The following is a 23,117-nucleotide window of genomic DNA, read 5'->3' on the forward strand; positions in this document are numbered from 1 at the left end:
GATAAACGCAGCGCCTGGAGAGGATAACTGAGTCGTCAGGCTGCGTGCTGCGCGAGACGGCTCATTTCCTGTGTGACGAGTTCCCTATACGGCCCCTCGCCCTGCATCAGATGATCAGGTTTACCGTCCTCAATGATCTTGCCGCTCTGCAGCATGACCACGCGATCGAAATTCCGCAGCGTTGCGAGACGATGCGCGATCGCGATCACCGTGCGGCCACGCATCAGACGCGCCAGCGCCTCACGGATCGCCTCCTCCGATTCACTGTCGAGGGCAGCCGTCGCCTCATCCAGCAACAAAATGGGCGCGTCCTTCAGGAAGGCGCGTGCAATGGCGATGCGCTGGCGCTGCCCGCCGGACAGTTTGACGCCGCGGTCCCCGACCATGGTGTGAAGACCTTCCGGCAGCGTCTCGACGAAGTCGCAACGCGCCGAAATGGCTGCACGCAATACCTCATCATCCGTCGCTTCGGGACGTCCGTACCGGATGTTCTCCATGATGGAGCGATGGAACAGTGAGATGTCCTGCGGCACCACGGAGATCGCGTGACGCAGGCTGTGCTGGGTCACGCGTGAAATATCCTGGCCATCGATGGTGATGCTGCCATCCTGCACGTCGTAGAAGCGCTGCAGCAATACAAACAGGCTCGACTTCCCGCCGCCGGATTGGCCGACAAGGCCAACGCGCTGGCCGGCATTGAGCCGCAACGTGAACTTGTCGAATACCTGCAGACCGCCGGGGTAGCGGAACGAGATATTGTTGAAGGCGATCGCTGCACCTGATTTCACCAGCGGCTCGGCTTCAGGATGGTCGCTGAGTTCATGCGGCACCAGCAATGTGGAGAGCGCCTCGGACAAGCGCGCAACATGTTGCGTGACATCCACGAGCGCCACCGCAAGATCTCGCGTCGCGTGCAGAATCGAGAGACCGAGCGTGCAGATCAGAACGACGTCGCCGGTGCTGGCACCGCCGCCTTGCCAGAGCATGATCGCCCAGGCGAGCAGCCCGATCGTCAGCACGACCGTGATGGCCGCATGCGTCAGGCGCAGACGCTCAAGATAGCGCAGGCTGCGACCGCGGGCGTTCAGCTCACGATCGACCGTTTCATCGAAGCGGTCATGCTCGAAGCTCAATCCGCAGAATGCGCGGACCAGCGGCATATTGTTGATGACATCGACCATTTCGCCATCGACGGCGGCCGCCTTGCTGGCGAAATCGTCATGCAGTTTCTTGCCGGCCGCGGCCATCTTGAACATCATCACGACCACGGCGCCCGCCACGACTGTCAGTCCCGCCGCCATCGGCGGGCTGACGGTTCCAATCAGCATGATCGCCGCGAATGTCGCGACGCAGGGCGGCAACACGTTCCAGACAAACATGTTTTCGACGGTGAAGACCGCGTTGGATGTTGCCGTGATACGGCTGGTCAGCATGCCGGGCAGCCGATCCGAGAAGTAGCTCGGTGCGTGTCCGGTCAGATGGCGAAAGATGTCGCGCCTGAGATCGCCGGTGACACCAACGAATGTGTAGCTCGCGGTCCAGCTGGCCACGCGCCACAGGAACATGTCTGCCGTGATCAGCGAAATCAGAACGCCAAATGCGATCCAAACGGTATTACCGGCTCCCTGAGGTCCCGATGAGAGGCCATCGACTAAAAATTTAATTCCATATTGCGTGCCCACCGAACAGGCGACGGCAGCAAGCACGGATATCAGGATGATCAGATGCGATGCAGAACGCATCCTGATGTAGCGCATCACGAAAGCGAAAGGGCGATACGCATATCCGGAAAGACTGTCCATGTGATTGTCAAAACCCGTTGAATAAGAACAAGAATCTCGACGGACAGCGTCCCCGCCCGCTGATGGAGATGATGCCATCCCGAATTTCCCACGCTCTCGCCATCTCGGCGCAACATTCGGGCAGCATTAACACTCCGGAAACCGTGGTTGAACGTGATGGCATCAGCAAGACCACAGTGTGGACGAACTACGCAGATCACATAGGAACCTCGCAGATGCGAGAACGTTCCAGCTTCAGGCATACCGGTACCGACACGTCGTCGCTGAAGTTGTTCATCACTTCCAACATGGGAGATATGTAAATGCGCATCGCGCAAGTTGCTCCGCTGACAGAAGCCGTTCCGCCGAAACTCTATGGAGGCACGGAACGCGTCGTCCACTGGTTGACCGAAGAGCTGGTGGCGCAGGGGCATGATGTTACGCTCTTCGCCAGCGGTGACTCTCAAACGTCAGGCAAGCTTGACGCCGGATGGCCGAAGGCGCTGCGGCTCGATGGCTCTGTCCGCGATCCCAACGCCCTCCATATGGAAATGCTCGAGCGCGTAAGACAGAAATGTGACGACGACGAATTCGACGTTCTGCATTTCCATCTCGATTACTATCCGTTCTCGCTATTCTCCCGCCAACCCACACCATTTCTCACGACGCTGCACGGCCGTCTGGATCTTCCGGAACATCAGCCGACCTTCACGACTTTCTCCAAGATTCCCGTTGTTTCGATTTCGAATGCGCAGCGGCGCCCAGTGCCGCAGGCGAATTTCGTGCGCACGATCTATCACGGCCTTCCCGAGAAATTGCTGACGCCGCAACCGATCACGCCGAGCTACCTCGCCGTGCTCGGGCGTATTGCGCCCGAGAAGGGCGTCGACCGCGCGATCAAGATCGCCATCCGCGCCGGCATCCCGCTGAAAATCGCGGCCAAGATCGACCGCGCGGATGAGGACTATTACGAGCAGGTCGTTCGCCCACTGATGGATCATCCGTTGGTCGAATATATCGGCGAGATCAGCGACCGGGAGAAGCCGGAATTCCTCAGCGGCGCCTATGGCCTGCTGCTGCCGATCGACTGGCCCGAGCCGTTTGGCCTGGTGATGATCGAATCCATGGCCTGCGGCACGCCGGTCATTGCCTATAACCGCGGCTCGGTGCCGGAGATCATCGACGAGGCCCTCACCGGCTTCATCGTCGAGGACGAGACCAGCGCGGTTGCCGCGGTGGGTCGTCTCGCCGGCATGGACCGTACAGCGATCCGCAAGCAGTTCGAAACCCGCTTCACCGCCCGGCGTATGGCTCTCGATTATGTGGCCACTTATCGCAGCATGATGGAGCATAGGGTGTCGCTGCGACTGGTCAGCAGCGCAGAGTAGTCTGAAGCGCATGGCATCGAAGGGCGGCCCGTCGGGTCGCCCTTTTTCGTGCTGGCCTGCTGCAAAATCACTGGCCCGCTGTACAGCCCGTGCGACATTTGCAAGATAGATGACAGACATCAGATCACGGCATTGGCCCGAATCGACGTCCGACCGTTTTTCTCGCATTTCGACAGGCCATCATGACCGCCGTTTCCCGCTTCGAAATTATCCTCCTGCTGATGGCTGTCATCGTTTTGCTCGACATGATCGCGCGGCGTTTTCAGCTCCCGCGCGCGGCTGCACTGATCCTCGGCGGCATCGGCTTCGCGCTGATCCCGGGCACCCCGGATGTCGAGATCGACCCCGAGCTGGTGCTCGTGTTGTTTCTGCCTCCGCTGCTGATGTCGAGCGCTTGGTTCACCTCTTGGCGGGATTTCCGCGCCGATCTGCGCATCATATTGCAGCTCGCTGTCGGCGCCGTCTTCTTCACCACCCTAGTGGTCGGCGTCGTTGCGCATCTGGTGATGCCGTCGCTGCCCTGGGCCGCCTGTTTTGCGCTCGGCGCCATCGTCTCGCCGCCGGATTCGGTGGCGGCCAAGGCCGTACTGCAGAGCGTGCCGCTCCCGCCGCGCATCATCGTGCTGCTGGAGGGCGAGAGCCTCGTCAACGACGCATCGGGCCTGGTGCTGCTGCGCTTCGCCATCGCGGCAGCGCTGACCGGCTCGTTCAGCGCCACTGCAGCCACCGTGAGTTTCTTCTCGGTCGCCATCGGCGGCCTGCTTGTTGGCATCGCCTTCGCCTTCGCCGCCATCCTGGTGATCAAGCGCATCAAGGAAATCGACCTCGCCATTGCATGGACCTTCCTGGTTGCCTGGATCTCCTATATCGCCGCGGAAAAACTGCACGTCTCCGGCGTGCTGTCCACCGTCGCCTGCGGCATGATCCTCGGATGGAAGCAGCACGAGTTCTTCGGCGCTGCGACGCGCACCCGCGCCACCGCAGCGTGGAGCGTCGTCGTGTTCGTCCTGGAATCTCTGGTGTTTATCCTGATCGGGCTGTCGCTGCGCGGCGTGCTGTATCGCCTCGGCGGCTATGACGCGGTGGTGGCGCTGTTGCCGGTGACGGCTGCGGTCATCGCAGCAGTGATCCTCGCGCGCTTCGCCTGGATGTTTCCGGGCACCTATCTGCCGCGCATGCTGATGCCGAAGCTGCGCGCCCGCGACCCCGCTCCGCCATGGACAGTGCCGTTCATCATGAGCTGGGCCGGTTTGCGCGGCGTGGTGAGCCTCGCTGCCGCATTATCATTGCCGGAGGAATTTCCGGGCCGCGACGTCATCCTGGCGATCACCTTCGCAGTCATTCTGGTGACGGTCCTTGTCCAGGGTTCGACCCTGGCACCGATCGTGCGCCGTCTGATCAAAACCGACAATGTCCGCACACCGCATCACTCCAAACTGAGCGAGGCGCAGGCGCGCGCGCGGGTTGCAACCGCGCAATTTTCTGCCGTCGAGAAGGCGTCACGCAATGATGACGGTACACATCGCCATCCGCGCCTGTTCGAGCAATATACCTATCGCAAGGGCGCCGCGGCGCGCTATGCCGAAGAGGCTGAGGCACTATCGCCACACCGCATCGACCATTACACGACGGTGCTAGCCGCCATCGAAGCCGGCCGTGCAGAGCTTCTGAAGATGCACCGTGAGGGCGAAATCCACGACAGTGTGCTGCATGCGATCGAGGAAGGCCTCGATCTCGAAGAAGTCAACGCAAGACGTTTCCTGTAAAGGCCACGCTTCCTCTAGCAGCCATTCGCCGTGGCGCCTTCACAGTCGCCGCCATCGGCTCTAACCTTGATCGTCAAGCGCCAGACAAGGCGCAAAATCCGGGAGAAAACAACATGCGACTTCAAGGCCTATCCACCATCGTCACCGGCGGCGCATCTGGTTTCGGTGCCGAGATCGCGCGATCTTACGCGCGCGAGGGCGCCAAGGTCGTCATCCTCGATCTGAATGCCGATGGCGCGAAGAAGGTTGCGGCCGAAATCGGCGACAGCGCAATCGCCCTTGGCGGCAGCGTCACCAGCAAGGCCGATGTTGATGCTTCGGTGAAGCTCGCGGTCGAAAAATTCGGCAAGCTCGACGTCGTTGTCAACAATGCCGGTTGGACCTTTCGTAACAAGCCCTTGCTCGAAGTGACCGAAGAAGAATTCGACAAGGCATTCGACATCAATGTGAAATCGATCTTTCTGATGACCAATGCCTGCGTGCCCGTGATGAAGAAGCAGAAGAGCGGCCGCATCATCAATATCGGGTCCACCGCCGGTGTCCGGCCGCGCCCGGGCCTGACCTGGTACAACGCCACCAAGGGCGCGGTGAACCTGATGTCGAAGTCGATGGCCGTGGAACTGGCGCCCGATGGCATCCGCGTCAATTGCATCGCGCCGGTGATTGGCGAAACCGCGCTGCTGGAATCCTTCATGGGCGTGCCGGATACGCCGGAGAACCGTGCGAAATTCATCGGCACGATCCCGCTGGGCCGCATGTCGTGCCCCTCGGATATCGCCAATGCCTGCGTTTATCTGGCGGGCGAGGAATCCGAGTTCCTCACCGGCGTGATCCTGCCCGTGGACGGCGGGCGGACGATCTAGAACGAGGAAATTCATAAACCATCGAATCCGGTCAGATTCGATTCACCACTCGCGTTAAGCAGTTCACCGGCCATTCATGCGATGGTCGCGTCATGATCGAGGGACACACCTCGGCAGGGAAGGCGTCAGGGTCAGGCCGGTCAACGGTCTGACCCCTCTCTTTGGGGATCGGCATGGCACAAAAGAAGAAACCGGCTCCGCGCAAGAAGACTGCTGCGCCCGATGCGGCTCACCCCGCTTCTGCGGTCGTGACAATGGCAGCCCGTAATCTGATCAATATGGCGATTGTGTCTGCATCCTGCGCAACCACCTTGTTGACGCTGATGGCCGTACTCAAGTTCCAGACTGCCTGAGCGGCGATCACTTCATCTCGTTGAGCAGCGTCGGGATCAGTTCCGATACCGTCGGATGGATCGGCACCGCCCATTGCAGCTGGGTGTAATCGGCGCCGGCATTCATGATGTCGAGAATGCCATGGATCGCCTCGTCGCCTCCGGTGCCGAGGATGGCAGCTCCCAAAATCTTCTTCGTCTCCGCATCGACGACGACCTGCATCATGCCCGCGGTTTCGCCCTTCTCGACGGCGCGGCCCACATGGGTCATCAGCCGGGTGCCGATCAGCAGCTTCTTTCCCGTGGCTTTTGCTTGCGTCAACGTCATGCCGACGCGGCCAAGCGGCGGATCGATGAACAGCGCGTAGCCGGGAAGCCGATCGCTGACGCGGCGGCTTGCGCCATCGAGCAGGTTGGCGGCAATGATCTCGAAGTCGTTGTAAGCCGTATGCGTGAAAGCGCCGCGGCCGTTGCAATCGCCCATCGCGAAAATACCGGGCACATTGGTAGCGAGACCGTCATCGACCTTGATGTAGCCGCGGTCATCCACAGCGACGCCAGCCTTGTCGAGACCGAGATCGTCGGTATTCGGACGGCGTCCCACCGCGAGCAAAACATCGCTGCCGATGATCTCCGGCGCGCCTTCGGTGCAATCGACACCGACAGCCACGCCATCGGGATGCGGCTTGAAGGTGATGCATTCGGCATTGGTTCGGATATGGATGCCTTCGGCGAGCAGGATATCGCGGATCGCCTCTGAAATCTCAACATCCTCACGCGAGACCAGATGCGCGCCCTTCTCGACCACCGTCACTTCGGCGCCGAAGCGGCGATACATCTGTGCGAATTCGAGGCCGATGTAGCTGCCGCCTATGACCACCAGATGTTTCGGTACCCGGTCGAGCTGCAGGATGCCCGTATTGGTCAGATAGGTGACGTCGTTGATGCCCGGCATATCAGGCACGACAGCCCGCCCACCGACATTCAGGAAGATCCTCGGAGCTGTCAGCAGTTCATCGCCAACACGGATCGTATCCGCAGATTCGAAGCGCGCATGGCCGTTGATGACCGTGCATTTGTCCATACCGCGCAACCAGCCTTCGACGCCATTGCGCGAGTCGTGGATCACCTTGTCGGCGCGCGCCTTCACGCGGGCCATATCGATCCGCACGGGCGCGTCAATCATGACGCCATAGTCGGCACCGCGGCGTGCGAGATGTGCGGCATAGGCGCTGGCGACCAGTGTCTTGGTCGGCTTACAGCCGGTATTTACGCAGGTGCCACCAAACAGATGACGCTCGACGATCGCGACCGACATGCCTGCGGATGTGAGCCGACCCGCGAGCGAGGGTCCAGCCTGCCCGGCCCCGATGATGATCGCGTCGAAGCGCATGATTTCAGCTCCTAACCGGGGCGGAGCCAATGCTCCGCCGCGGCGAGAGACTATCGTTGGAAACGGCATCAGCCAACGGATGACCGAAGTTCCAGCGCCAGCAATTCCCGAACCGCTTAGGGCTTGCCGGCAACCGCAGGGCCGCGCCAGCGCGCCCAGAGCCGCTCAAACAGCGGCAGCAGCCCACGCGGCGTGACCAGAATGACGGAGATCACGACGATACCGTAGATGAAATAGTGCAGGCCGGGCAGCGTGCTGCCGAGCTTGCCGCGCAGGATTTCGCCAAGCGGCACCAGCAGCAATGCGCCGAGCGCGGGGCCATAGGCGCGGCCAAGCCCCCCGACCGTCGCGAACAGCACGATCTCGATGGTGATCACGGGCGAAATCAGCAGATAGGGATCGGCAAAAGTGAGATAGCGCACATAGGCGGTGCCGACGACGGAGGCGAGCATCGCCGAGATCACCATGGCGGTGATCTTGTAGCGCAGGATGTTGACGCCGATCGCCTGCGCCGCCTTCTCGTTGTCGCGGATGGTGCGCAGATAATAGCCGAGCGGTGAGTTGAGGATCGCGACATTGACCAGCACACAGATCGCCGCCAGCCCCAGCATCATCCAGAACGCGCCGTGGCCACCGCCAAACTGGAACGCCAGGAAATTACCCGTGTCCTTCGGCAGCAGCAGCCCCGACGCACCGCCGAGGAAGTCCCAGCCCTCGACGACAATGCTGCCCATTTCCGCAAAGGCCAGCGTGATCAGCACGAAAGAGAGATGACCGAGCTGGAAGCGGAAGTCTATCCAGGCGATGACGGCGCCCAGGATTCCGGAGATCACCGCCGAGATGACGAGACCCAGCCACATATTGATGCCGAGTTTGAGCAACAGCGCGGCCGAGAACATCGATCCGATGCCGATAAACAGGCTGTGCGCCAGCGAGATCTGCCCGGCCATGCCGCCGACGATGTTCCACGACGAAGCCAGTGCCACATAGACCAGCGCCAGCGTGAGAATGTGGACGTAATAGCTCGACAGCACGAAGGGCATGATGGCGGCGATGACCAGCGCGCCCCACCAGATCGGCGACGACAGCGTCTTGTAGAATTCCTCTCTCATCGTGCCGAGCTCCAGGTCAGGCCCTTCGGAAGAAACAGCATGATCGCCACGAAGATGATGTAAGGCAGCAGCAAGCCGATCGGACCGTCGAGATAGATGGTGCCGAAGGCTTCGGCGATGCCGATGATCAGGCCGCCGAGCATGATGCCGACGAAATTGGTCATGCCACCAAGCACAACGACCAGCAGCGTGATCACGGTGTAACGCAGACCCTGGGTCGGCTGGATCGGCGTGCCGGGCAGCAGCAGCGCGGCAGCCAGCGCGAGAATGCCGATGCCGAGCGCAAACGTGAGCACCTGGACGCGGCCGACATTGATGCCCATCAGCGCGGCGGCATGGGCATTCTGATGCACGGCGCGGATCGAGCGGCCGAAATCGGTCGAGCGCAGCATGATGTAGAGGCCAATGGCGAGCGCGAAGGAGACGACGAAGGCCACGATATGCGGCACCCGCAGCACCACGTCACCGAGAATGATCAGCTTGGACTCGACGAAAGACGGTGTGCGCGCCGGCTCACCGCCAAACACCATCAGGATGCCGTTCTGCAGCACCAGGCTGAGACCGAGCGTAAGCTGCACCACCATCAGGAACTGATGCCCGACCATCGGCCGTATCAGAAAGATGTAGACCAGCGCGCCGATCGCGGTCATCAGCGGCACCGTGATGATGATCGACACATAGGGGTCCATGGCGAAGGCCGAATACAGCGCGAGGCACATGAACATGCCGAGCGAGATGAAATCGCCATGCGAAAAGTTGACGACACCCGAGACGCCGTAGACGAGCCCCATGCCCAGCGCCAGCAAGCCATAGGTGGCGCCGATCAGAAGACCTTGGGCGAGAGCCTGATAAAGTTCGGTCACATCACTCTCCGATCACAGACCAAGATAGGCGCTACGGGTACGCGGATCGTTCTTCACGGTCTCCGCATCGCCCTCCACCGCCACCTGCCCGCGCTCCAGCACGTAGCAGCGCCTGGCGTGGCGCAACGTCAGATTCAAATTCTGCTCGACCAGCAGGATAGTCAGCCCGTCAGCATGTAGTTTGTCGATGATCTCGAAAATATACTGCACGAACAGTGGCGACAGACCGAGCGAGGGCTCATCGAGCATCAGGAGCTTGGCTTCCGCCATCAGCCCGCGGCCGATCGCCAGCATCTGCTGTTCGCCGCCTGACAGTGAGCCGGCACTCTGGGTCAGCCGCTCGCCGAGCCGCGGAAACAACCCGATGACTTTCTCCATCTGCTGCGGACGATGCTTGCGCGCATGCGCGTTGATGCCGCCGAGCAGAAGATTTTCGCGGATGCTCATTTCCGGAAACACCAGACGTCCTTCCGGCACCTGCACGATGCCGAGCTCGACACGCGCCTGCGGCGTCAATTTGCTGATGTCCTCACCCAGAAACAAGATACGGCCGGATATCGGCTTGACCATTCCGGACAGCGCATTGATCAGCGTGGTCTTGCCGGCATTGTTGGCGCCAAGCAGGCCGACAATCTCGCCCGCAGCGATCTTGGCGTTGACATCACGCAGCACCGGCACACCGCCATAGCCTGCAACCAGGTTATCGATCTCAAGCATCGAGATGATCTCCGAAATAGGCATCGACGACGCGCTGATCCTTGAGAATCTCGTCGGGCGTGCCTTGCGCGATCTTCTCGCCGAAATTGATCACCACCATACGCTGCGCCAGCCGCATGATGACGGGCATCACATGCTCGACCATCACGATGGTGACGCCCTGCTTGTTGAGCTCTTCGATGATCGCGATCGGCGCGGCGGTCTCGGCCATGGTCAAGCCGGCCATTACTTCGTCGAGCAGGATGCAGCGCGGATCGGTGGCGATGCACTTCGCCAGCTCCAGCAGCTTCTTGTCCTGCAGCGACAGTGTCGCCGGCGTCTTGTGCTCCTTGCCGCCGAGGCCGACGCGCAGCAGCGCCTGGGCTGCATAGTCGATGGCCTCGCGCATCGGCCGGCGTGTCAATGCTGCGGTCGTGACGACGTCGAGCGCCGTCATGTCGGCAAAGGACTGAACGATCTGGAAGGAGCGCATCAATCCGCGGCGCACCAGGCGATCCGGCGACACCCGGATGATGCTTTCGCCGTCATAGACGACGTCGCCCGCGCTCGGCGGAATGAAGCCGGAGATCACACCGAACAGCGTGGTCTTGCCGGCTCCGTTCGGGCCGATGATGCCGAGAATCTCACCCTTCTCGACGTCGAAACTCACCGCGTTGAGCGCGACCAGCCCGCCAAACCGCCTGGTGATGTTGGAGACTTCCAGAAATGCCACAGCCGTCCACTCTTTATGTTGCGCTCAGTCTTACTACAGCGCCGATCAGGCCTTCGGCCGCGGCGGCACCTGGGCAAATTCCTTCGGGAATACGACCTGCTGATCCTGCTCGGGAGTCCACTGGATGAACATCGCTGAACCATCCTTGAGCAGACGGTCTTCTGCGAATTGCAGGCCCTTCGGCTTGGCGATGTAGAGGTTCGGATCGCCGGCCGGAATATTGACGTTCTTCAGCGCCTCGAGCAGCGCATCGCTCTGCAGCGACTTGGCATTCTCGAGCACCTGCTGCAGCACGCGGGCCGCCTGGGCATATTGCACCGCGCCCTGGCCGATTTTTTCGAGCTTGGCGACATCGCGCAATTCCGTGACGATCTTCTGCATCGACTCGATCTTGGCGCCGGCGCTGAAGCCGGTCATACCGAACAGGTTCTTCGTCAGCACGGCCTTGCCGATCTCGGGGCCGAGATCCTTCCAGAGCGACAGATCCGAATAGCCGCCAGTGCCACCGCAGAAGATACTGCCGTGATAGTTCAGATTGTAACGCGCCTGATGCAGCAGAATGCCATCGCGCGGCGTCACGAGGCCGACAACAACGTCCGGCTTGAGCGAGCGAATGCGAACCATGGCCGCGGTCTGGTCCTGCGCACGAATATCGAGCGCGGCTTCGCCGATGATCTGGATGCCGCTCGCCTTCAGCTTCTCGACAAGGAACTTGTTGGACTGCTGGCCGGCCTCGTAATTCGAATAGGCCATGACGGCAGTCTTGATCGGAAACTTGAAATCATCGCGCAATGAGACGACGAAATCATGCATGGTCTGCGCATAGCCGCGATCATAAGGATATCCCAGCGTGAACATATAGTTCGACTGCGACCCACCGGCCCAGACCGACAGCGTCGGAATCTTGGCTTCGTCGACCACCGGCGTCAGCGCCAGCATCTGTGCGCTGAGAATGGTGCCGGTCAGAAGCTGCACCTTTTCCTCGGTGATCAGACGCCGTGCTTCAGCGGCAGTCCGCGCCGGCTGGCTGGTATCGTCCGCCAGCACCAGCTCAATCCTGGCGCCGCCCTTGCTCTTGATGCCTCCCTCGGCATTGATCTTCTTGATGATGTATTCGAAAGCCGGCTGACCTTCCTGCGCGTAAGCCGCAAGACCGCCGCTCATCGAATTGACCATGCCGATGCGGATCGCCGGCTCGGCAGCGCCTGCGCTACGAATGAACGGCGCAGCGATCGGCCTCGCCAGAACGGCAGAGGCACCAAGTCCAAACGTGCGGCGGGTCATGGTCATGTCATATCCTCCGAGTTCGCAACGTCGCTGCGGCGGCGCGCTTTCTTGTTCTGTTACGGGGCGCTGAAGTGTCGAACACTGCGTTGCAGATTGGGAGTCTGCATATCGCAGTCAGGCAGCGTTTTTTGGACTTAGCCGCCTTTGCGCAGCTGCGTCAAATTGCGGCGCGAGGAAATAACGAATGAGGGCCATGCATCCGTGATGGGGCTTTCACAGCCGGGCAATCGCAAAGCCTGCGCGCGGAAAATGTACAACCGTCGCGCCGACATCGGGATCGTCACGGCGCAGAGCGATGCTGTCATGACCCGCAGAAACAAACGCACCAATGACGGGATCGAAGCCCCAATCGATCGGCATGACCGATATCATCGCGCCTTCCGGAAATGAACCATGCTGATCAGCTGCACTGTCATCGCAGGCAGCACGAGGCGTCGCCGCAGGTTGGCAAAGCCGGGCCGTCTCCAGCGCCTGCTCGGGTGACAGATCCTCAACCGTTCCGTGCCCCAGCGCGGCAACCCGGTCCATCCACGCGAGAACGCGCGGATGCTCGGCAAGACCTTCGCTCTCACCGAGATTGCCGCGCGCGTACCAGAGCGGGTGGTAGACGGCGATGTCGGCAAGTGACGGCGCGTTGCCGAGCAGGAATGCGTCGCTCTGCGCAAGCCAATCGCTGAGCCAGGCAAGATGAATGCGAAACTGGTTGCGCAGCGCAGGAATCTGCTCACGCATCTTCACGCTGTCCCAGCCATCGAACTTGCCTGACGTGAAACTCGCGCGATCAGCATGCAGCTCCGGCGGGAAACGATCTCCGTTCAGGCCGAAGACCAGTCCAAGAGCATTGGCGAAGAGCGCGCTATCGGCCCAGGCCGCGATGATATCGGCCTGGCCGCGCGTGCCCGTCGGATAAAGCGTCGGCTCGGGAAAACGCCGCTCGAGTTCGGCCAGAATACGGCGCGTATCGCAATAGATATCCGCGCCGATCTGCAGCACCGGAATGCGGCGATAGCCTCCGGTGAGCGGCACAAGCTCTGGCTTCGGCGCAATCCGCGGCTGGATCACCGAGCGCCAAGACAAGCCCTTCAATCCGAAGGCGACGCGCACTTTCTCGGCAAACGGCGAACGCGGATAGTGATGCAGAACAAGATCGGTCGCCGTCACTGCATCCCTTGCCTGTCAGCTATGTCGCATGCACCGCCGTCGTCGCGCCGGCGGAATACATCGCCTCGAATTCGGCAATCGGATGCGGAAGTCCATCCGGACCGGTGATCTCGACATCCCAGCTGCCGTCATCGAGCAGCTCCCTGGCCTTCTTGACAGCTCCGGCCGCGTTGTCGCGGCGGAGTGAAACAGTCCCTGACGTATCGGTTCCCCTGACGAAAAACGGCAAGTCACGTCCTCCCTGTGTGAGGCGCCCCGCAAAGCGAGACCGCGCGCGACGTCTTGATCGCGTCACTCTGCGCATCAGACCACAGGACTCACGGCAATTCCAGCAACTTGCCGTCGCAATCGTCATGAACCTGTTATGCAGCCCCGCGCTGCGCTGCGGGACGCGTCAACACGAAGAAGATGAGCGTGCAGACGGTCAGAAATACCGCCATTGAGATTAAAACTGCGGGCAATCCCCAGGCTGCGGCAATCGGACTGGTAACGGATTGCATCACAGCCGTGCCGAGGAAGAATGATAGGTTCACCGCCGACATCGCCTTGCCGACATTTTCGAGACCGCTCACCTGGCGCGTCATCGCATAGATCAGCGGCTGCACGCAGACGAGCAGGCCAATAGAGACCAGCATCACGACATCGAACGACGCCGGCATCAGCGTCAGCCCAAATGCGCTGGCGAGCGGATAGCCCGGCGCGCCCAATGCCATCACCACGAACAAGGCCGCAGCGAGCAGTTGCGTCACCAAGAGCAACAGGCGGCGCTTGCCGAATTTGCGATCGAGAATGCCGGAAAGTGCTGGTGCGACGACCAATGCAACGGTGAACAGCGCCAGCGCATTGCCGGCCTCGATTCGCGACAGACCCTTGAGGTTCATCAGCCATGGCCCGGCCCACAATCCACGCAGCACAATCTGCACGGCGAGCGAAACGAAAGCGAGAATGACGATGCCGCGCAGCAACGGCGACATGCCAAGCCGCACCACCGTTCCCATCTCGGCAAACAGCGCGCGGCGCTCGCCCCGAACGGGCTTGTCCGCGGGCACGATCAGCATCACCAGACCGGCCACGACTACACCGGCTGCGGCCGCGATCCAGAAGCCGGCGCGCCAGCCCCAGTGCTCCACCACATAAGCGAGTGGGCTCGACGACAGCAGCATGCCGGCATTGCCGAGCGACAGGATGAGCCCGGACCACAGGCCGAACTGCACGGGCGTCAGTTTCTTGGCGGCCAGAGCCATTGGGCACATCAGCATGCCCGAGGTCGCCATGCCGATCATGGCCTGTGCGACAAAGAACGAGACGGGGCCGCTCGACGTGGCAGCCAGGCTGGCGCCGGTAACGGTGCCTGCGAACAGCACGAGCGATACCGAACGGATGCTGTAGCGATCAAGCGCGACGCCGATGGGAATCTGCAGCAGCGCGAAAAAGAAATGATAGGCCGATGTCAGCGCCGCCACCGTCTGCGCCGGCGATTTCAGATCGGCGGCCATCAGATCGAGAGCCACGGCCGGCGTGGTACGCAGCAGGTTCGACAGGACGTGACCGCAGGTCAGGATGACCAGAGCGGCCATCAGCGCCACACTGATGCGCGGTGCATCGGCTTCAGGCTGGATTTTCATGGCAGGTTCGGCGGCGCTATTCATGGCGCCCGCCTACGCTGAAAAAACGCACGCGGCAACTACCGCCAGAGATGAGGCGTCATGCTCTCTCAATGCTGCGGTGCAGCTTAAGCGGCAGATGCCTCGATCCGGATTGGGATCGATTTGTAAGCCGGCGTTCCCGACTTCAAATCGTGCTGGTCGAGCGACACGAGCACATTGGCCTCGGGATAATAGGCCGCCACCGATCCTTGCGGGATGTTGTAAGCCACCGCCGTCACCCGACGCAGCGCGCGCGACGCGCTGTTCGGACGATCCAGCACGATGTCGATCAGATCACCGTGGCTCAGCCCGCGGCGGGCGAGGTCTTGCTCGTTGACGAACACAACATCGCGCCGCCCGGTGATGCCGCGATAACGATCGTTCATACCGTAAATCGTCGTGTTGTACTGGTCGTGGCTGCGCAGCGTCGTCAGTGTCAACGCGGTCTCGGCGGGGCCGTCCTCATAGAGGCCGGAGAAAACCAGGAACTGCGCCTTCTTGCTCGGCGTCAGCCATTCCCGTTCCGAGGCGGCATTGCGCAGCCGGAAGCCACCCGGCTTCTTGATCCGCGCATTGTAATCCTCGAAGGCCGGAAAGACCGACTCGATGGCCTCGCGGATCTTGCTGTAGTCGGCGACGTAGTCGAGCCACTTCACCTTTGTATTCGGCAAAGTCGCGATGGCCATATCGGCGACGATCGCAGTCTCGGACTTCAGATGCTCGGATGCCGGCTTCAAGCCGCCACGCGAGGCGTGCACCATCGACATCGAATCTTCCACCGTCACCAGTTGCGGTCCCGTCGCCTGCACATCGATCTCGGTACGGCCAAGGCATGGCAGGATGATCGACTCCTTCGCGATCAGCAGATGCGAGCGATTGAGCTTGGTGGCGATATGCACCACGAGATCGAGGCTGCGCATCGCCGGATAGGTTTCCTCGGGATCGGACATCGCCACCGCGAGATTGCCGCCAAGACAGATCAATGCCTTCGAACGCCCGTCACGGATCGCCTTCACGGAGGCGACGGCATCGTGACCATGTGCGCTCGGCGGCTTGAAGTTGAACGTGCGTTCGATACCGGCGAGCAGTGCGGCGTTGGGTACTTCGGTGATCCCTACGGTGCGGTCGCCCTGCACGTTGGAGTGCCCGCGTAGCGGCGAGATGCCGGCGCCGGGACGGCCGATGTTTCCGCGCAGCATCAGCAAATTGGCGATCTGCTGCACATTGCCGGTGCCGTGGCGATGCTGGGTAATACCCATGCCGTAATTGATGATCACGCTCTTGGCCCCGGCGTAGATGTTGCCGAGGTTTTCGATATCAGCGCGCGGCAGGCCAGACGATTTCTCGATCGCCTCCCATGAGGTCGCGTCGAGATCCGCGAGCAGTGCATCAATGCCGTCGGTGTGTTCGGCGATGAAGGCGCGGTCGAGCACGCCGGGGCCGCCTTCGGCAAGGCTCGCGGCGTCGAGCGCCACAACGGTCTTCATCATGCCCTTCAGCACGGCAATGTCGCCACCGACCTTGACCTGGTAATAGGTCGACGAGATCTGCGTAGAGCTCAATGTCAGCATTTCCGCTGGATGCTGCGGGGATGTGAATCGTTCCAGCCCGCGCTCGCGCAGCGGATTGATTGAAACGATGGCAGCACCGCGCTTGGAGCATTCGCGCAGGGTCGTCAGCATGCGCGGATGATTGGTGCCGGGATTGTGCCCGATGCAGAACACAGCATCCGCATGGTCGAAATCCTCCAGCGTCACTGTGCCCTTGCCGACGCCGATGGATTCCGGAAGGCCGACGCTGGTGGCCTCGTGGCACATGTTGGAGCAATCGGGGAAATTGTTGGTGCCGAATTCGCGCACGAACAACTGATACATGAAGGCTGCTTCGTTAGAGCAGCGCCCCGACGTGTAGAACTCGGCCATGTTCGGATCGGGCAAAGCGCGCAGGCCAGCACCGATCCGCGCCATCGCATCTTCCCACGAGATCGGAAGATACTTGTCGCTGACCGGGTCATAGGCCATCGGATGGGTGAGACGCCCCTCGTTTTCGAGATCGTGATCATGCCAGCCCCAGAGTTCGCTCACCGTATGGGCCGCAAAGAATTCCGGCGTCGTGCGCTTGGCCGTTGCTTCCCACGACACCGCCTTGGCGCCGTTCTCGCAGAACTCGAATGATGACGTATGCTTTGGATCGGGCCAGGCGCAGCCCGGGCAATCAAAGCCATGCGGTTGGTTCATCGTCAGCAGGCCGTGCGTTTCGTTGACCACCGCCATCTGTCCGCGCACCGCGTCGGCCACCGCTTTCAACGCGCCCCAACCTGCGGCCGCACCCTTATAGTCTTCGACGCCCTGAACCTGCTTCTTCGCCATCGCGATCCGTCCTTCGTCGTCAGGGCCCATATGGCCCAACCTAATTCCGCCTCGTAGCATTAAAGGCTGTAGTGCAGCGAATAGATGCCATCAACTTTGATTGACCAGGGCCTGCGCTGTATTGAACGATACGAATGCCGCGACACCTGTTCACCAAGGCTATCGCCCGATTGATATTTTGAATGGAGCGCCCATGACGTCTTCTTCCCTGTTCCAGCCGCTGCAAGTCGGCCCGTATCGATTGAGCCACCGCGTCGCGATGGCGCCGCTGACGCGCATGCGCGCCGAGAAGACATCCCTCGCTGCATGGACGCTCAATGCCGAATATTACACGCAGCGCGCGACCGAAGGCGGATTGATCATCGCCGAGGCGTCGCAGGTCATGCAGGAAGGACAAGGCAACCCGAACACGCCGGGCATCTATTCGAAAGAGCAGATCGCCGGCTGGCGTCAGGTCACTGACGCCGTGCATGCCAAAGGCGGCATCATCTTCCTGCAGCTGTGGCATGTCGGCCGTGCCTCACATTCCTCGTTCCAGCCCGGCGGTGGGCTTCCGGTCGCGCCGTCAGCCATTGCGATCAACGCTACCACGCGGACGGCTTCAGGCGAGACGGTATCTTACGAAACGCCCCGCGCGCTCGAGACCAGCGAGATTCCCGGCATTATCGACGCCTACAGGCAGGCCACGCACAACGCCAGGGAAGCCGGCTTCGACGGCGTCGAGGTGCACGGCGCCAACGGCTATCTGCTCGAGCAATTTCTGCAGACCCGCAGCAATCGGCGCACCGACCAATATGGTGGCTCAATCGAGAACCGCGCCCGCCTGCTGCTCGAAGTGACCAATGCCGTCATCGGTGCCTGGAGTGCGGATCGTGTCGCCGTCCGCCTGTCGCCTTATGGTGTCTCGAATGACTCCGGCGAAGCCGATCCGATGCCGCTCTACAGCTATGTGGTCCGTGAGCTCGACAAGCTCGGCCTCGCCTACCTCCATTTCGTCGAGCCGCGCACAAGCGGCGTCGGCCGCGCGGAAGTGTTTCATAACAATGTGCCTAAAGCCTATGAGCTGTTCCGGCCGATGTGGAGCGGCGTGCTGGTCACCGCCGGCGGATTCGACGGCACCTCGGCCGAGGAGGCCGTCGCTTCCGGCAATGTCGATATCATCGCCTTCGGCCGCCCGTTCATCGCCAATCCGGATCTGCCGGAGCGTATCAAGCGGAAGGCGCCCTTCACCCCCTATAACCGGGCGACGTTTTACGGCGGCGATGTGGCTGGCTACACCGACTACCCGGTGCTTGGCGCAGGTTAGTGCCGCAGATTATTCAATAGAAAGCACTTCTGACGCGCTATAGTCTGTGTACGGCCCGTAGCGGGTCAGGAGTATCGCCCCATGGATTCCACCCTCTCAGCCGCCGAGCTCGACGATCGCATCGCCATCCTTCGCGACAATATCCGGCAGTTGATCGAGCAGGCCACCGCGGCTTCCGGCGAGAGCAACGAGGAGCGCACCGCGGATCGGCTGGCTCAGCAGAATGAGGAGCTGGACCGGCTGATCGCCCAACGTGACGCCCTTGGCAAATAGCCGAGAGGACTACGGACTGGAGGCCTGCCCGGTTGACGGGCGGGATGCGTAAAACCACGGCTTTTCCTCCAGTAAACTTTTGGCTAGCTTGGCTGCATGAACGTTCAAGCCAAGATCGACATCAAGCACTCCACCTGCCCGCATGATTGCCCCTCTGCCTGCGCCCTCGACATCGAGGTGATCGGCGGGAACACCATCGGCCGGGTCCGCGGCTCCAAGGAGCAAACCTATACCGCCGGCGTAGTCTGCGCGAAGGTCGCGCGCTATGCCGAGCGCATCCATCATCCCGAACGGCTGATGTATCCGATGCGCCGCACCGGCCCGAAAGGCTCCGGCCATTTCACCCGCATCACCTGGGACGAGGCGCTCGACGAGATCGCTTTGAGGTTCAACGAGGCCGAGCGCGACTTTGGCGCGGAGTCGGTATTTCCCTATTACTATGCCGGCACCATGGGTCTGGTGATGCGCGATGGCATCAACCGCCTCGCCAATGTGAAGAAATATTCGCGCTTCTATTCGACGATCTGCGCGACCATCGCCTGGGCCGGCTTTGCCGCCGGCACCGGCAAGGTCGCTGGCGTCGATCCGCGCGAGATGGCGAAGTCGGACCTGATCGTGATCTGGGGCACCAACCCTGTCTCGACGCAGGTCAATGTCATGACCCACGTCTCCCGCGCCCGCAAGGAGCGCGGGACCAAGCTCGCGGTTGTCGACATCTACGACAACGACACCATGAAGCAGGCCGACATCAAGATCCTGCTGCGGCCCGGCACCGACGGCGCCTTCGCCGCCGGCGTGATGCATGTGCTGTTCCGCGACAACCTTGCAGATCGCGACTATCTCGCCAAATACACCGATCACTCACCCGAGTTCGAGGCGCATCTTTCCTCGCGGACGCCGGAATGGGCCTCAGCCATTTGTGGCGTGCCGGCCGCCGAAATTGAGGCCTTCGCCCATCTCGTCGGCGAAAACAAACGCAGCTATTTCCGCCTCGGCTATGGCTTCACCCGCAGCCGCAACGGAGCCGCGCAGATGCATGCCGCGCTGTGCGTGCCCACCGTTACCGGTGCCTGGCAGCAGGAAGGTGGCGGCGCTTTCTTCAACAATGCCGCGATCTGGAAATTCGACAAGACGCTGATCGAGGGCCTCGACGTGCTCGACGAGAGCGTTCGGCGCCTCGATCAGTCGAAGATCGGTCGCATCCTGACCGGTGACGCGGAGGCCTTGCACAACGGCCCACCGGTCAAGGCGATGCTGATCCAGAACACCAATCCGATGACGGTGGCGCCCGAACAGGCCTTGGTGCGGCAGGGCTTTGCCCGCGAGGACCTGTTCGTCGCGGTACATGAGCAGTTCATGACCGAGACCGCCATGATGGCCGATATCGTGCTGCCGGCGACCATGTTCATGGAGCATGACGATCTCTATTACGCCGGCGGCAACCAGCACATCTCGGTCGGCGCCAAGCTGATCGACGCGCCGGAAGAATGCCGCTCGAACCACGACGTTCTGCAGGGCATCGCCATCCGCCTCGGCGCGAAACACCGCGCTTTCGACATGCATCCGCGCGATATCATCGACGAGACGCTGCAAGTCAGCGGCCGCGGTGGCATCGAAGGGTTGGAGGCCGACAAATGGCGCGATATCCAGCCGGATTTCCGCACCTCGCACTATCTCGACGGTTTTGCCCATGCCGACGGCAAATTCCACTTCAAGGCGGACTGGTCGGCAGTGCCAATGCCCAATGCCGGGCTGATGGGCGCATGGGACGAGATGCCGTCATTCCCCGACCACTGGGCGGTGATCGAACAGGTCGATGAGGCGCATCCGTTTCGCCTGGCCACCAGCCCGTCGCGCTCGTTCCTCAACACCTCGTTCAACGAGACGCCATCATCGCAGGCCCGCGAGGGTGCACCCAGTGTGATGATGCATCCGGTCGACGCTGCGAAATTGGGAATCGCCGATGGCGATGCCGTGACGCTCGGCAACACGCGCGGCGAGACGACACTGACCGCGCGCATCTTCGAGGGCCTGCGGCGCGGTGTGCTGATTGCGGAATCGGTGCACCCCAACAAGGCGCATATCGGCGGCCACGGCATCAACATGCTGACAGGAGGCGAAGCCGTCGCGCCTTACGGTGGGGCTGCGTTTCACGACAACAAGGTGTGGGTGAAGAAGGCGTAATCCCTTCTCCCCGCTTGCGGGGAGAAGGTGGCCGCGCGAAGCGCGGTCGGATGAGGGGCATGGCACACAACCAGCCTATATCCGCTCTATCGAAGCGAAGAAGATGCGATCCGCGAGAGATCGCCAAGCTGAAATCACGTACCACGCCCCTCACCCGCCGCGAAGACGCGGCGACCTCTCCCCGTAAAGAACGGGGAGAGGTAAGCTTCAGCGCGCATCCTCCAGAATCATGTCCGACGCCTTCTCGGCGATCATGATCACCGGTGCGTTGGTGTTACCCGACATCAGGTCCGGCATGATCGACGCGTCGATGACGCGCAAGCCTTCGAGCCCGCGCACGCGCAGCCGCTGATCGACCACCGCTTTCGCATCATTGCCCATCCGGCAGGTCGAGGTCGGATGATAGACCGTGCTGCCGCGCTGGCGGCAATAAGCGAGCCATTGCTCATCGGTCACCGTGCCCGGGCCGGGCTCGACCTCCTTCGTCACGAAGGGCTTCATCGCCGGCGCGTTCAGCATCTTGCGCAGGATCTTGAGCCCTTCGACATTCGCCGTACGATCCGTTTCGGTCGCCAGATAGTTGATGCGGATCGCCGGCGGCACCGAGGGATCAGCGCTCTTGATGCGCAGCGAGCCGCGGCTTTCGGGGCGCAACTGACAGACCGACGCCGAGAAGCCGGAAAACGGATGCAGTTTCTCGCCCATCTTGTCGGTGGAGAACGGCAGGAAGTGGATCTGGATATCCGGCGATGCCATGCGCGGATCGGTCTTGAAGAAGGCGCCTGTGGTGCCAGCAGCATAGGTCAGCGGACCGGTGCGGAACGCCGCATACTGCAGACCCATCATCGCCCTGCGAACCGGATGATTGACGAAATCATTGAGCGTGATCTTCTGCGGACACTCCATCACCATGCGGACCTGCATGTGATCCTGCAGATCGCTGCCGACGCCGGGAGCATCGAGCAGCACGTCAATGCCATGCTCTTTCAAGAGATCCGCAGGACCGACGCCGGAGAGCTGCAGCAGCTGCGGCGAATTATAGGCACCGCTGGACACCAACACTTCCTTGCGGGCGCGCGCCTTGCGTACCACGCCGTGCTGCTTGAACTCGATGCCCACCGCGCGTTTGCCTTCGAACAGGATACGCTGCGCCAGTGCTTCGGTCTCGACGCGGACATTGCCTTGCTTCAATGCCGGGCGCAGATAGGCCCGCGCGGTCGAGGCGCGGCGACCGCCTTTTGTCGTGGTCTGGAACCAGCCAGCCCCTTCCTGCGTCGCACCGTTGAAGTCGTTGTTCACGGGAATGCCGGTCTCGGCAGCAGCGGCGATGAAGGCCTCCGACAGCGGGTCGGGGCAACGCGAATCCGACACCGGCAGCGGACCACCGACGCCGTGATACTCGCTCGGTCCACGCGTCTGATTTTCTGCTTTCTTGAAATAAGGCAGCACATCGTCATAGCCCCAGCCGGTATTACCCAGCTGGCGCCAGCGATCGTAATCCTCGTGCTGGCCGCGCACATACAGCAGCCCGTTGATCGAACTGGAGCCGCCGAGCACTTTGCCGCGCGGCTGGAACACCGAGCGTCCATCGAGGCCCGGTTCGGGCTCGGTCTGATACATCCAGTTGACAGTTTTTTCCTTGAACAGCTTGCCATAACCGAGCGGAATGTGGATCCAGATATTGCGATCCTTCGGGCCGGCTTCCAGCAGCAGCACCGAATATTTGCCGGAGGCCGACAGACGATTGGCGAGCACGCAACCGGCCGAGCCGGCACCGACGATGATGTAATCAGCCTCAATGGCATCAGCCGACGCGCGATGCGCCTGCGCAGTTTGACCGCTCATGTTTCCCCCGATTGTTTTCAGCAACTGAAAACGGAAATGTCGGAGATGTAAATGGGCGTGGCCGGAAGCATGGCACGCATGCGGCTAGAATCGTCGCAATGCGAAGAGCCGCGCGACAC

Annotated in this window: 20 protein-coding genes; 8 read left to right on the forward strand and 12 right to left on the reverse strand. The window is 61.5% G+C overall.

Annotated elements, in window-relative coordinates:
* Positions 1-35 precede the first annotated feature (35 nt).
* Positions 36-1,802, reverse strand: a complete 1,767-nt coding sequence (locus AB8A38_RS17725) for an ABC transporter ATP-binding protein (RefSeq protein ID WP_315840189.1) — start codon at positions 1,800-1,802, stop codon at positions 36-38.
* Positions 1,803-1,819: 17 nt separating this feature from the next.
* Between AB8A38_RS17725 and AB8A38_RS17730 the strand changes: the two genes are divergently transcribed.
* The 5 genes from AB8A38_RS17730 to AB8A38_RS17750 all read left to right on the forward strand — a co-directional run bounded on the left by AB8A38_RS17730 (position 1,820) and on the right by AB8A38_RS17750 (position 6,151).
* Positions 1,820-2,104 carry a hypothetical protein gene (locus AB8A38_RS17730; protein WP_139285809.1) on the forward strand — a complete coding sequence of 95 codons (285 nt, stop codon included), beginning with the start codon at positions 1,820-1,822 and terminating at the stop codon, positions 2,102-2,104.
* Positions 2,105-3,169 (forward strand): glycosyltransferase family 4 protein, encoded by a 1,065-nt coding sequence (locus AB8A38_RS17735; RefSeq protein WP_089266708.1) that lies wholly within the window; start codon positions 2,105-2,107, stop codon positions 3,167-3,169.
* 182 nt (positions 3,170-3,351) lie between these two features.
* On the forward strand, positions 3,352-4,935 hold the full coding sequence (locus AB8A38_RS17740; RefSeq protein ID WP_439086890.1) for a Na+/H+ antiporter: 1,584 nt from the start codon (positions 3,352-3,354) through the stop codon (positions 4,933-4,935).
* A gap of 113 nt (positions 4,936-5,048) precedes the next feature.
* Entirely contained in the window at positions 5,049-5,798 is a 750-nt protein-coding gene (locus tag AB8A38_RS17745) for a glucose 1-dehydrogenase (protein WP_439086891.1), read from the forward strand.
* Positions 5,799-5,971: 173 nt separating this feature from the next.
* A complete protein-coding gene (locus tag AB8A38_RS17750; protein WP_315840186.1) occupies positions 5,972-6,151 on the forward strand; it encodes a hypothetical protein in 180 nt (59 codons plus the stop codon).
* Between the two features lie 7 nt (positions 6,152-6,158).
* On the opposite strand, the gene AB8A38_RS17755 is transcribed toward AB8A38_RS17750, so the two are convergent.
* The 10 genes from AB8A38_RS17755 to AB8A38_RS17800 all read right to left on the reverse strand — a co-directional run bounded on the left by AB8A38_RS17755 (position 6,159) and on the right by AB8A38_RS17800 (position 17,390).
* The gene (locus AB8A38_RS17755) at positions 6,159-7,523 is read right to left on the reverse strand and encodes an FAD-containing oxidoreductase (RefSeq protein WP_439086892.1); all 1,365 of its coding nucleotides are present in this window, start codon (positions 7,521-7,523) and stop codon (positions 6,159-6,161) included.
* Positions 7,524-7,639: 116 nt separating this feature from the next.
* Positions 7,640-8,635, reverse strand: coding sequence for a branched-chain amino acid ABC transporter permease (locus tag AB8A38_RS17760; protein ID WP_439086893.1), 996 nt, complete (start codon positions 8,633-8,635; stop codon positions 7,640-7,642).
* Complete coding sequence (locus AB8A38_RS17765) at positions 8,632-9,498, reverse strand: branched-chain amino acid ABC transporter permease (protein WP_068737690.1); 867 nt, start codon at positions 9,496-9,498, stop codon at positions 8,632-8,634. The genes AB8A38_RS17760 and AB8A38_RS17765 overlap by 4 nt, the downstream gene beginning before the upstream one ends.
* Positions 9,499-9,510: 12 nt before the next feature.
* Positions 9,511-10,215: an ABC transporter ATP-binding protein gene (locus AB8A38_RS17770; RefSeq protein ID WP_439086894.1), complete on the reverse strand. Its 705-nt coding sequence runs from the start codon at positions 10,213-10,215 to the stop codon at positions 9,511-9,513.
* A complete protein-coding gene (locus AB8A38_RS17775) occupies positions 10,208-10,927 on the reverse strand; it encodes an ABC transporter ATP-binding protein (protein ID WP_439086895.1) in 720 nt (239 codons plus the stop codon). Before AB8A38_RS17775 ends, AB8A38_RS17770 begins: the two co-directional genes overlap by 8 nt.
* A gap of 45 nt (positions 10,928-10,972) precedes the next feature.
* On the reverse strand, positions 10,973-12,217 hold the full coding sequence (locus AB8A38_RS17780; RefSeq protein WP_439086896.1) for an ABC transporter substrate-binding protein: 1,245 nt from the start codon (positions 12,215-12,217) through the stop codon (positions 10,973-10,975).
* A gap of 210 nt (positions 12,218-12,427) precedes the next feature.
* The gene (locus AB8A38_RS17785) at positions 12,428-13,375 is read right to left on the reverse strand and encodes a glutathione S-transferase family protein (protein ID WP_439086897.1); all 948 of its coding nucleotides are present in this window, start codon (positions 13,373-13,375) and stop codon (positions 12,428-12,430) included.
* A gap of 19 nt (positions 13,376-13,394) precedes the next feature.
* Entirely contained in the window at positions 13,395-13,604 is a 210-nt protein-coding gene (locus tag AB8A38_RS17790; protein ID WP_068737702.1) for a hypothetical protein, read from the reverse strand.
* Between the two features lie 133 nt (positions 13,605-13,737).
* Positions 13,738-15,024, reverse strand: a complete 1,287-nt coding sequence (locus tag AB8A38_RS17795) for an MFS transporter (protein ID WP_439086898.1) — start codon at positions 15,022-15,024, stop codon at positions 13,738-13,740.
* Between the two features lie 83 nt (positions 15,025-15,107).
* Entirely contained in the window at positions 15,108-17,390 is a 2,283-nt protein-coding gene (locus AB8A38_RS17800) for an FdhF/YdeP family oxidoreductase (protein ID WP_439088551.1), read from the reverse strand.
* 193 nt (positions 17,391-17,583) lie between these two features.
* On the opposite strand from AB8A38_RS17800, the gene AB8A38_RS17805 reads away from it, so the two are divergent.
* From AB8A38_RS17805 to AB8A38_RS17815, 3 genes are all read left to right on the forward strand, one after another.
* The gene (locus AB8A38_RS17805; protein WP_315840175.1) at positions 17,584-18,696 is read left to right on the forward strand and encodes an alkene reductase; all 1,113 of its coding nucleotides are present in this window, start codon (positions 17,584-17,586) and stop codon (positions 18,694-18,696) included.
* Positions 18,697-18,777: 81 nt separating this feature from the next.
* The gene (locus AB8A38_RS17810) at positions 18,778-18,969 is read left to right on the forward strand and encodes a hypothetical protein (RefSeq protein ID WP_081422070.1); all 192 of its coding nucleotides are present in this window, start codon (positions 18,778-18,780) and stop codon (positions 18,967-18,969) included.
* A gap of 96 nt (positions 18,970-19,065) precedes the next feature.
* Positions 19,066-21,153 carry a molybdopterin-containing oxidoreductase family protein gene (locus tag AB8A38_RS17815; RefSeq protein WP_439086899.1) on the forward strand — a complete coding sequence of 696 codons (2,088 nt, stop codon included), beginning with the start codon at positions 19,066-19,068 and terminating at the stop codon, positions 21,151-21,153.
* A 207-nt stretch (positions 21,154-21,360) separates the two neighbouring features.
* Here the strand turns inward: AB8A38_RS17815 and AB8A38_RS17820 are convergent, their stop codons facing one another.
* Positions 21,361-22,998: a GMC family oxidoreductase gene (locus AB8A38_RS17820; RefSeq protein ID WP_439086900.1), complete on the reverse strand. Its 1,638-nt coding sequence runs from the start codon at positions 22,996-22,998 to the stop codon at positions 21,361-21,363.
* Positions 22,999-23,117: the final 119 nt, after the last annotated feature.

This window comes from Tardiphaga sp. 839_C3_N1_4, assembly GCF_051811045.1.
Classification (GTDB): Bacteria; Pseudomonadota; Alphaproteobacteria; order Rhizobiales; family Xanthobacteraceae; genus Tardiphaga.

What these genes read in the sequence shown, in the direction of transcription:
- AB8A38_RS17725 (WP_315840189.1), bottom strand. Translation starts at nt 1,802, where the DNA reads ATGGACAGTCTTTCCGGATATGCGTATCGCCCTTTCGCTTTCGTGATG.
- AB8A38_RS17735 (WP_089266708.1), top strand. Translation starts at nt 2,105, where the DNA reads ATGCGCATCGCGCAAGTTGCTCCGCTGACAGAAGCCGTTCCGCCGAAA.
- AB8A38_RS17740 (WP_439086890.1), top strand. Translation starts at nt 3,352, where the DNA reads ATGACCGCCGTTTCCCGCTTCGAAATTATCCTCCTGCTGATGGCTGTC.
- AB8A38_RS17745 (WP_439086891.1), top strand. Translation starts at nt 5,049, where the DNA reads ATGCGACTTCAAGGCCTATCCACCATCGTCACCGGCGGCGCATCTGGT.
- AB8A38_RS17750 (WP_315840186.1), top strand. Translation starts at nt 5,972, where the DNA reads ATGGCACAAAAGAAGAAACCGGCTCCGCGCAAGAAGACTGCTGCGCCC.
- AB8A38_RS17755 (WP_439086892.1), bottom strand. Translation starts at nt 7,523, where the DNA reads ATGCGCTTCGACGCGATCATCATCGGGGCCGGGCAGGCTGGACCCTCG.
- AB8A38_RS17760 (WP_439086893.1), bottom strand. Translation starts at nt 8,635, where the DNA reads ATGAGAGAGGAATTCTACAAGACGCTGTCGTCGCCGATCTGGTGGGGC.
- AB8A38_RS17770 (WP_439086894.1), bottom strand. Translation starts at nt 10,215, where the DNA reads ATGCTTGAGATCGATAACCTGGTTGCAGGCTATGGCGGTGTGCCGGTG.
- AB8A38_RS17780 (WP_439086896.1), bottom strand. Translation starts at nt 12,217, where the DNA reads ATGACCATGACCCGCCGCACGTTTGGACTTGGTGCCTCTGCCGTTCTG.
- AB8A38_RS17795 (WP_439086898.1), bottom strand. Translation starts at nt 15,024, where the DNA reads ATGAATAGCGCCGCCGAACCTGCCATGAAAATCCAGCCTGAAGCCGAT.
- AB8A38_RS17800 (WP_439088551.1), bottom strand. Translation starts at nt 17,390, where the DNA reads ATGGCGAAGAAGCAGGTTCAGGGCGTCGAAGACTATAAGGGTGCGGCC.
- AB8A38_RS17805 (WP_315840175.1), top strand. Translation starts at nt 17,584, where the DNA reads ATGACGTCTTCTTCCCTGTTCCAGCCGCTGCAAGTCGGCCCGTATCGA.
- AB8A38_RS17810 (WP_081422070.1), top strand. Translation starts at nt 18,778, where the DNA reads ATGGATTCCACCCTCTCAGCCGCCGAGCTCGACGATCGCATCGCCATC.
- AB8A38_RS17815 (WP_439086899.1), top strand. Translation starts at nt 19,066, where the DNA reads ATGAACGTTCAAGCCAAGATCGACATCAAGCACTCCACCTGCCCGCAT.
- AB8A38_RS17820 (WP_439086900.1), bottom strand. Translation starts at nt 22,998, where the DNA reads ATGAGCGGTCAAACTGCGCAGGCGCATCGCGCGTCGGCTGATGCCATT.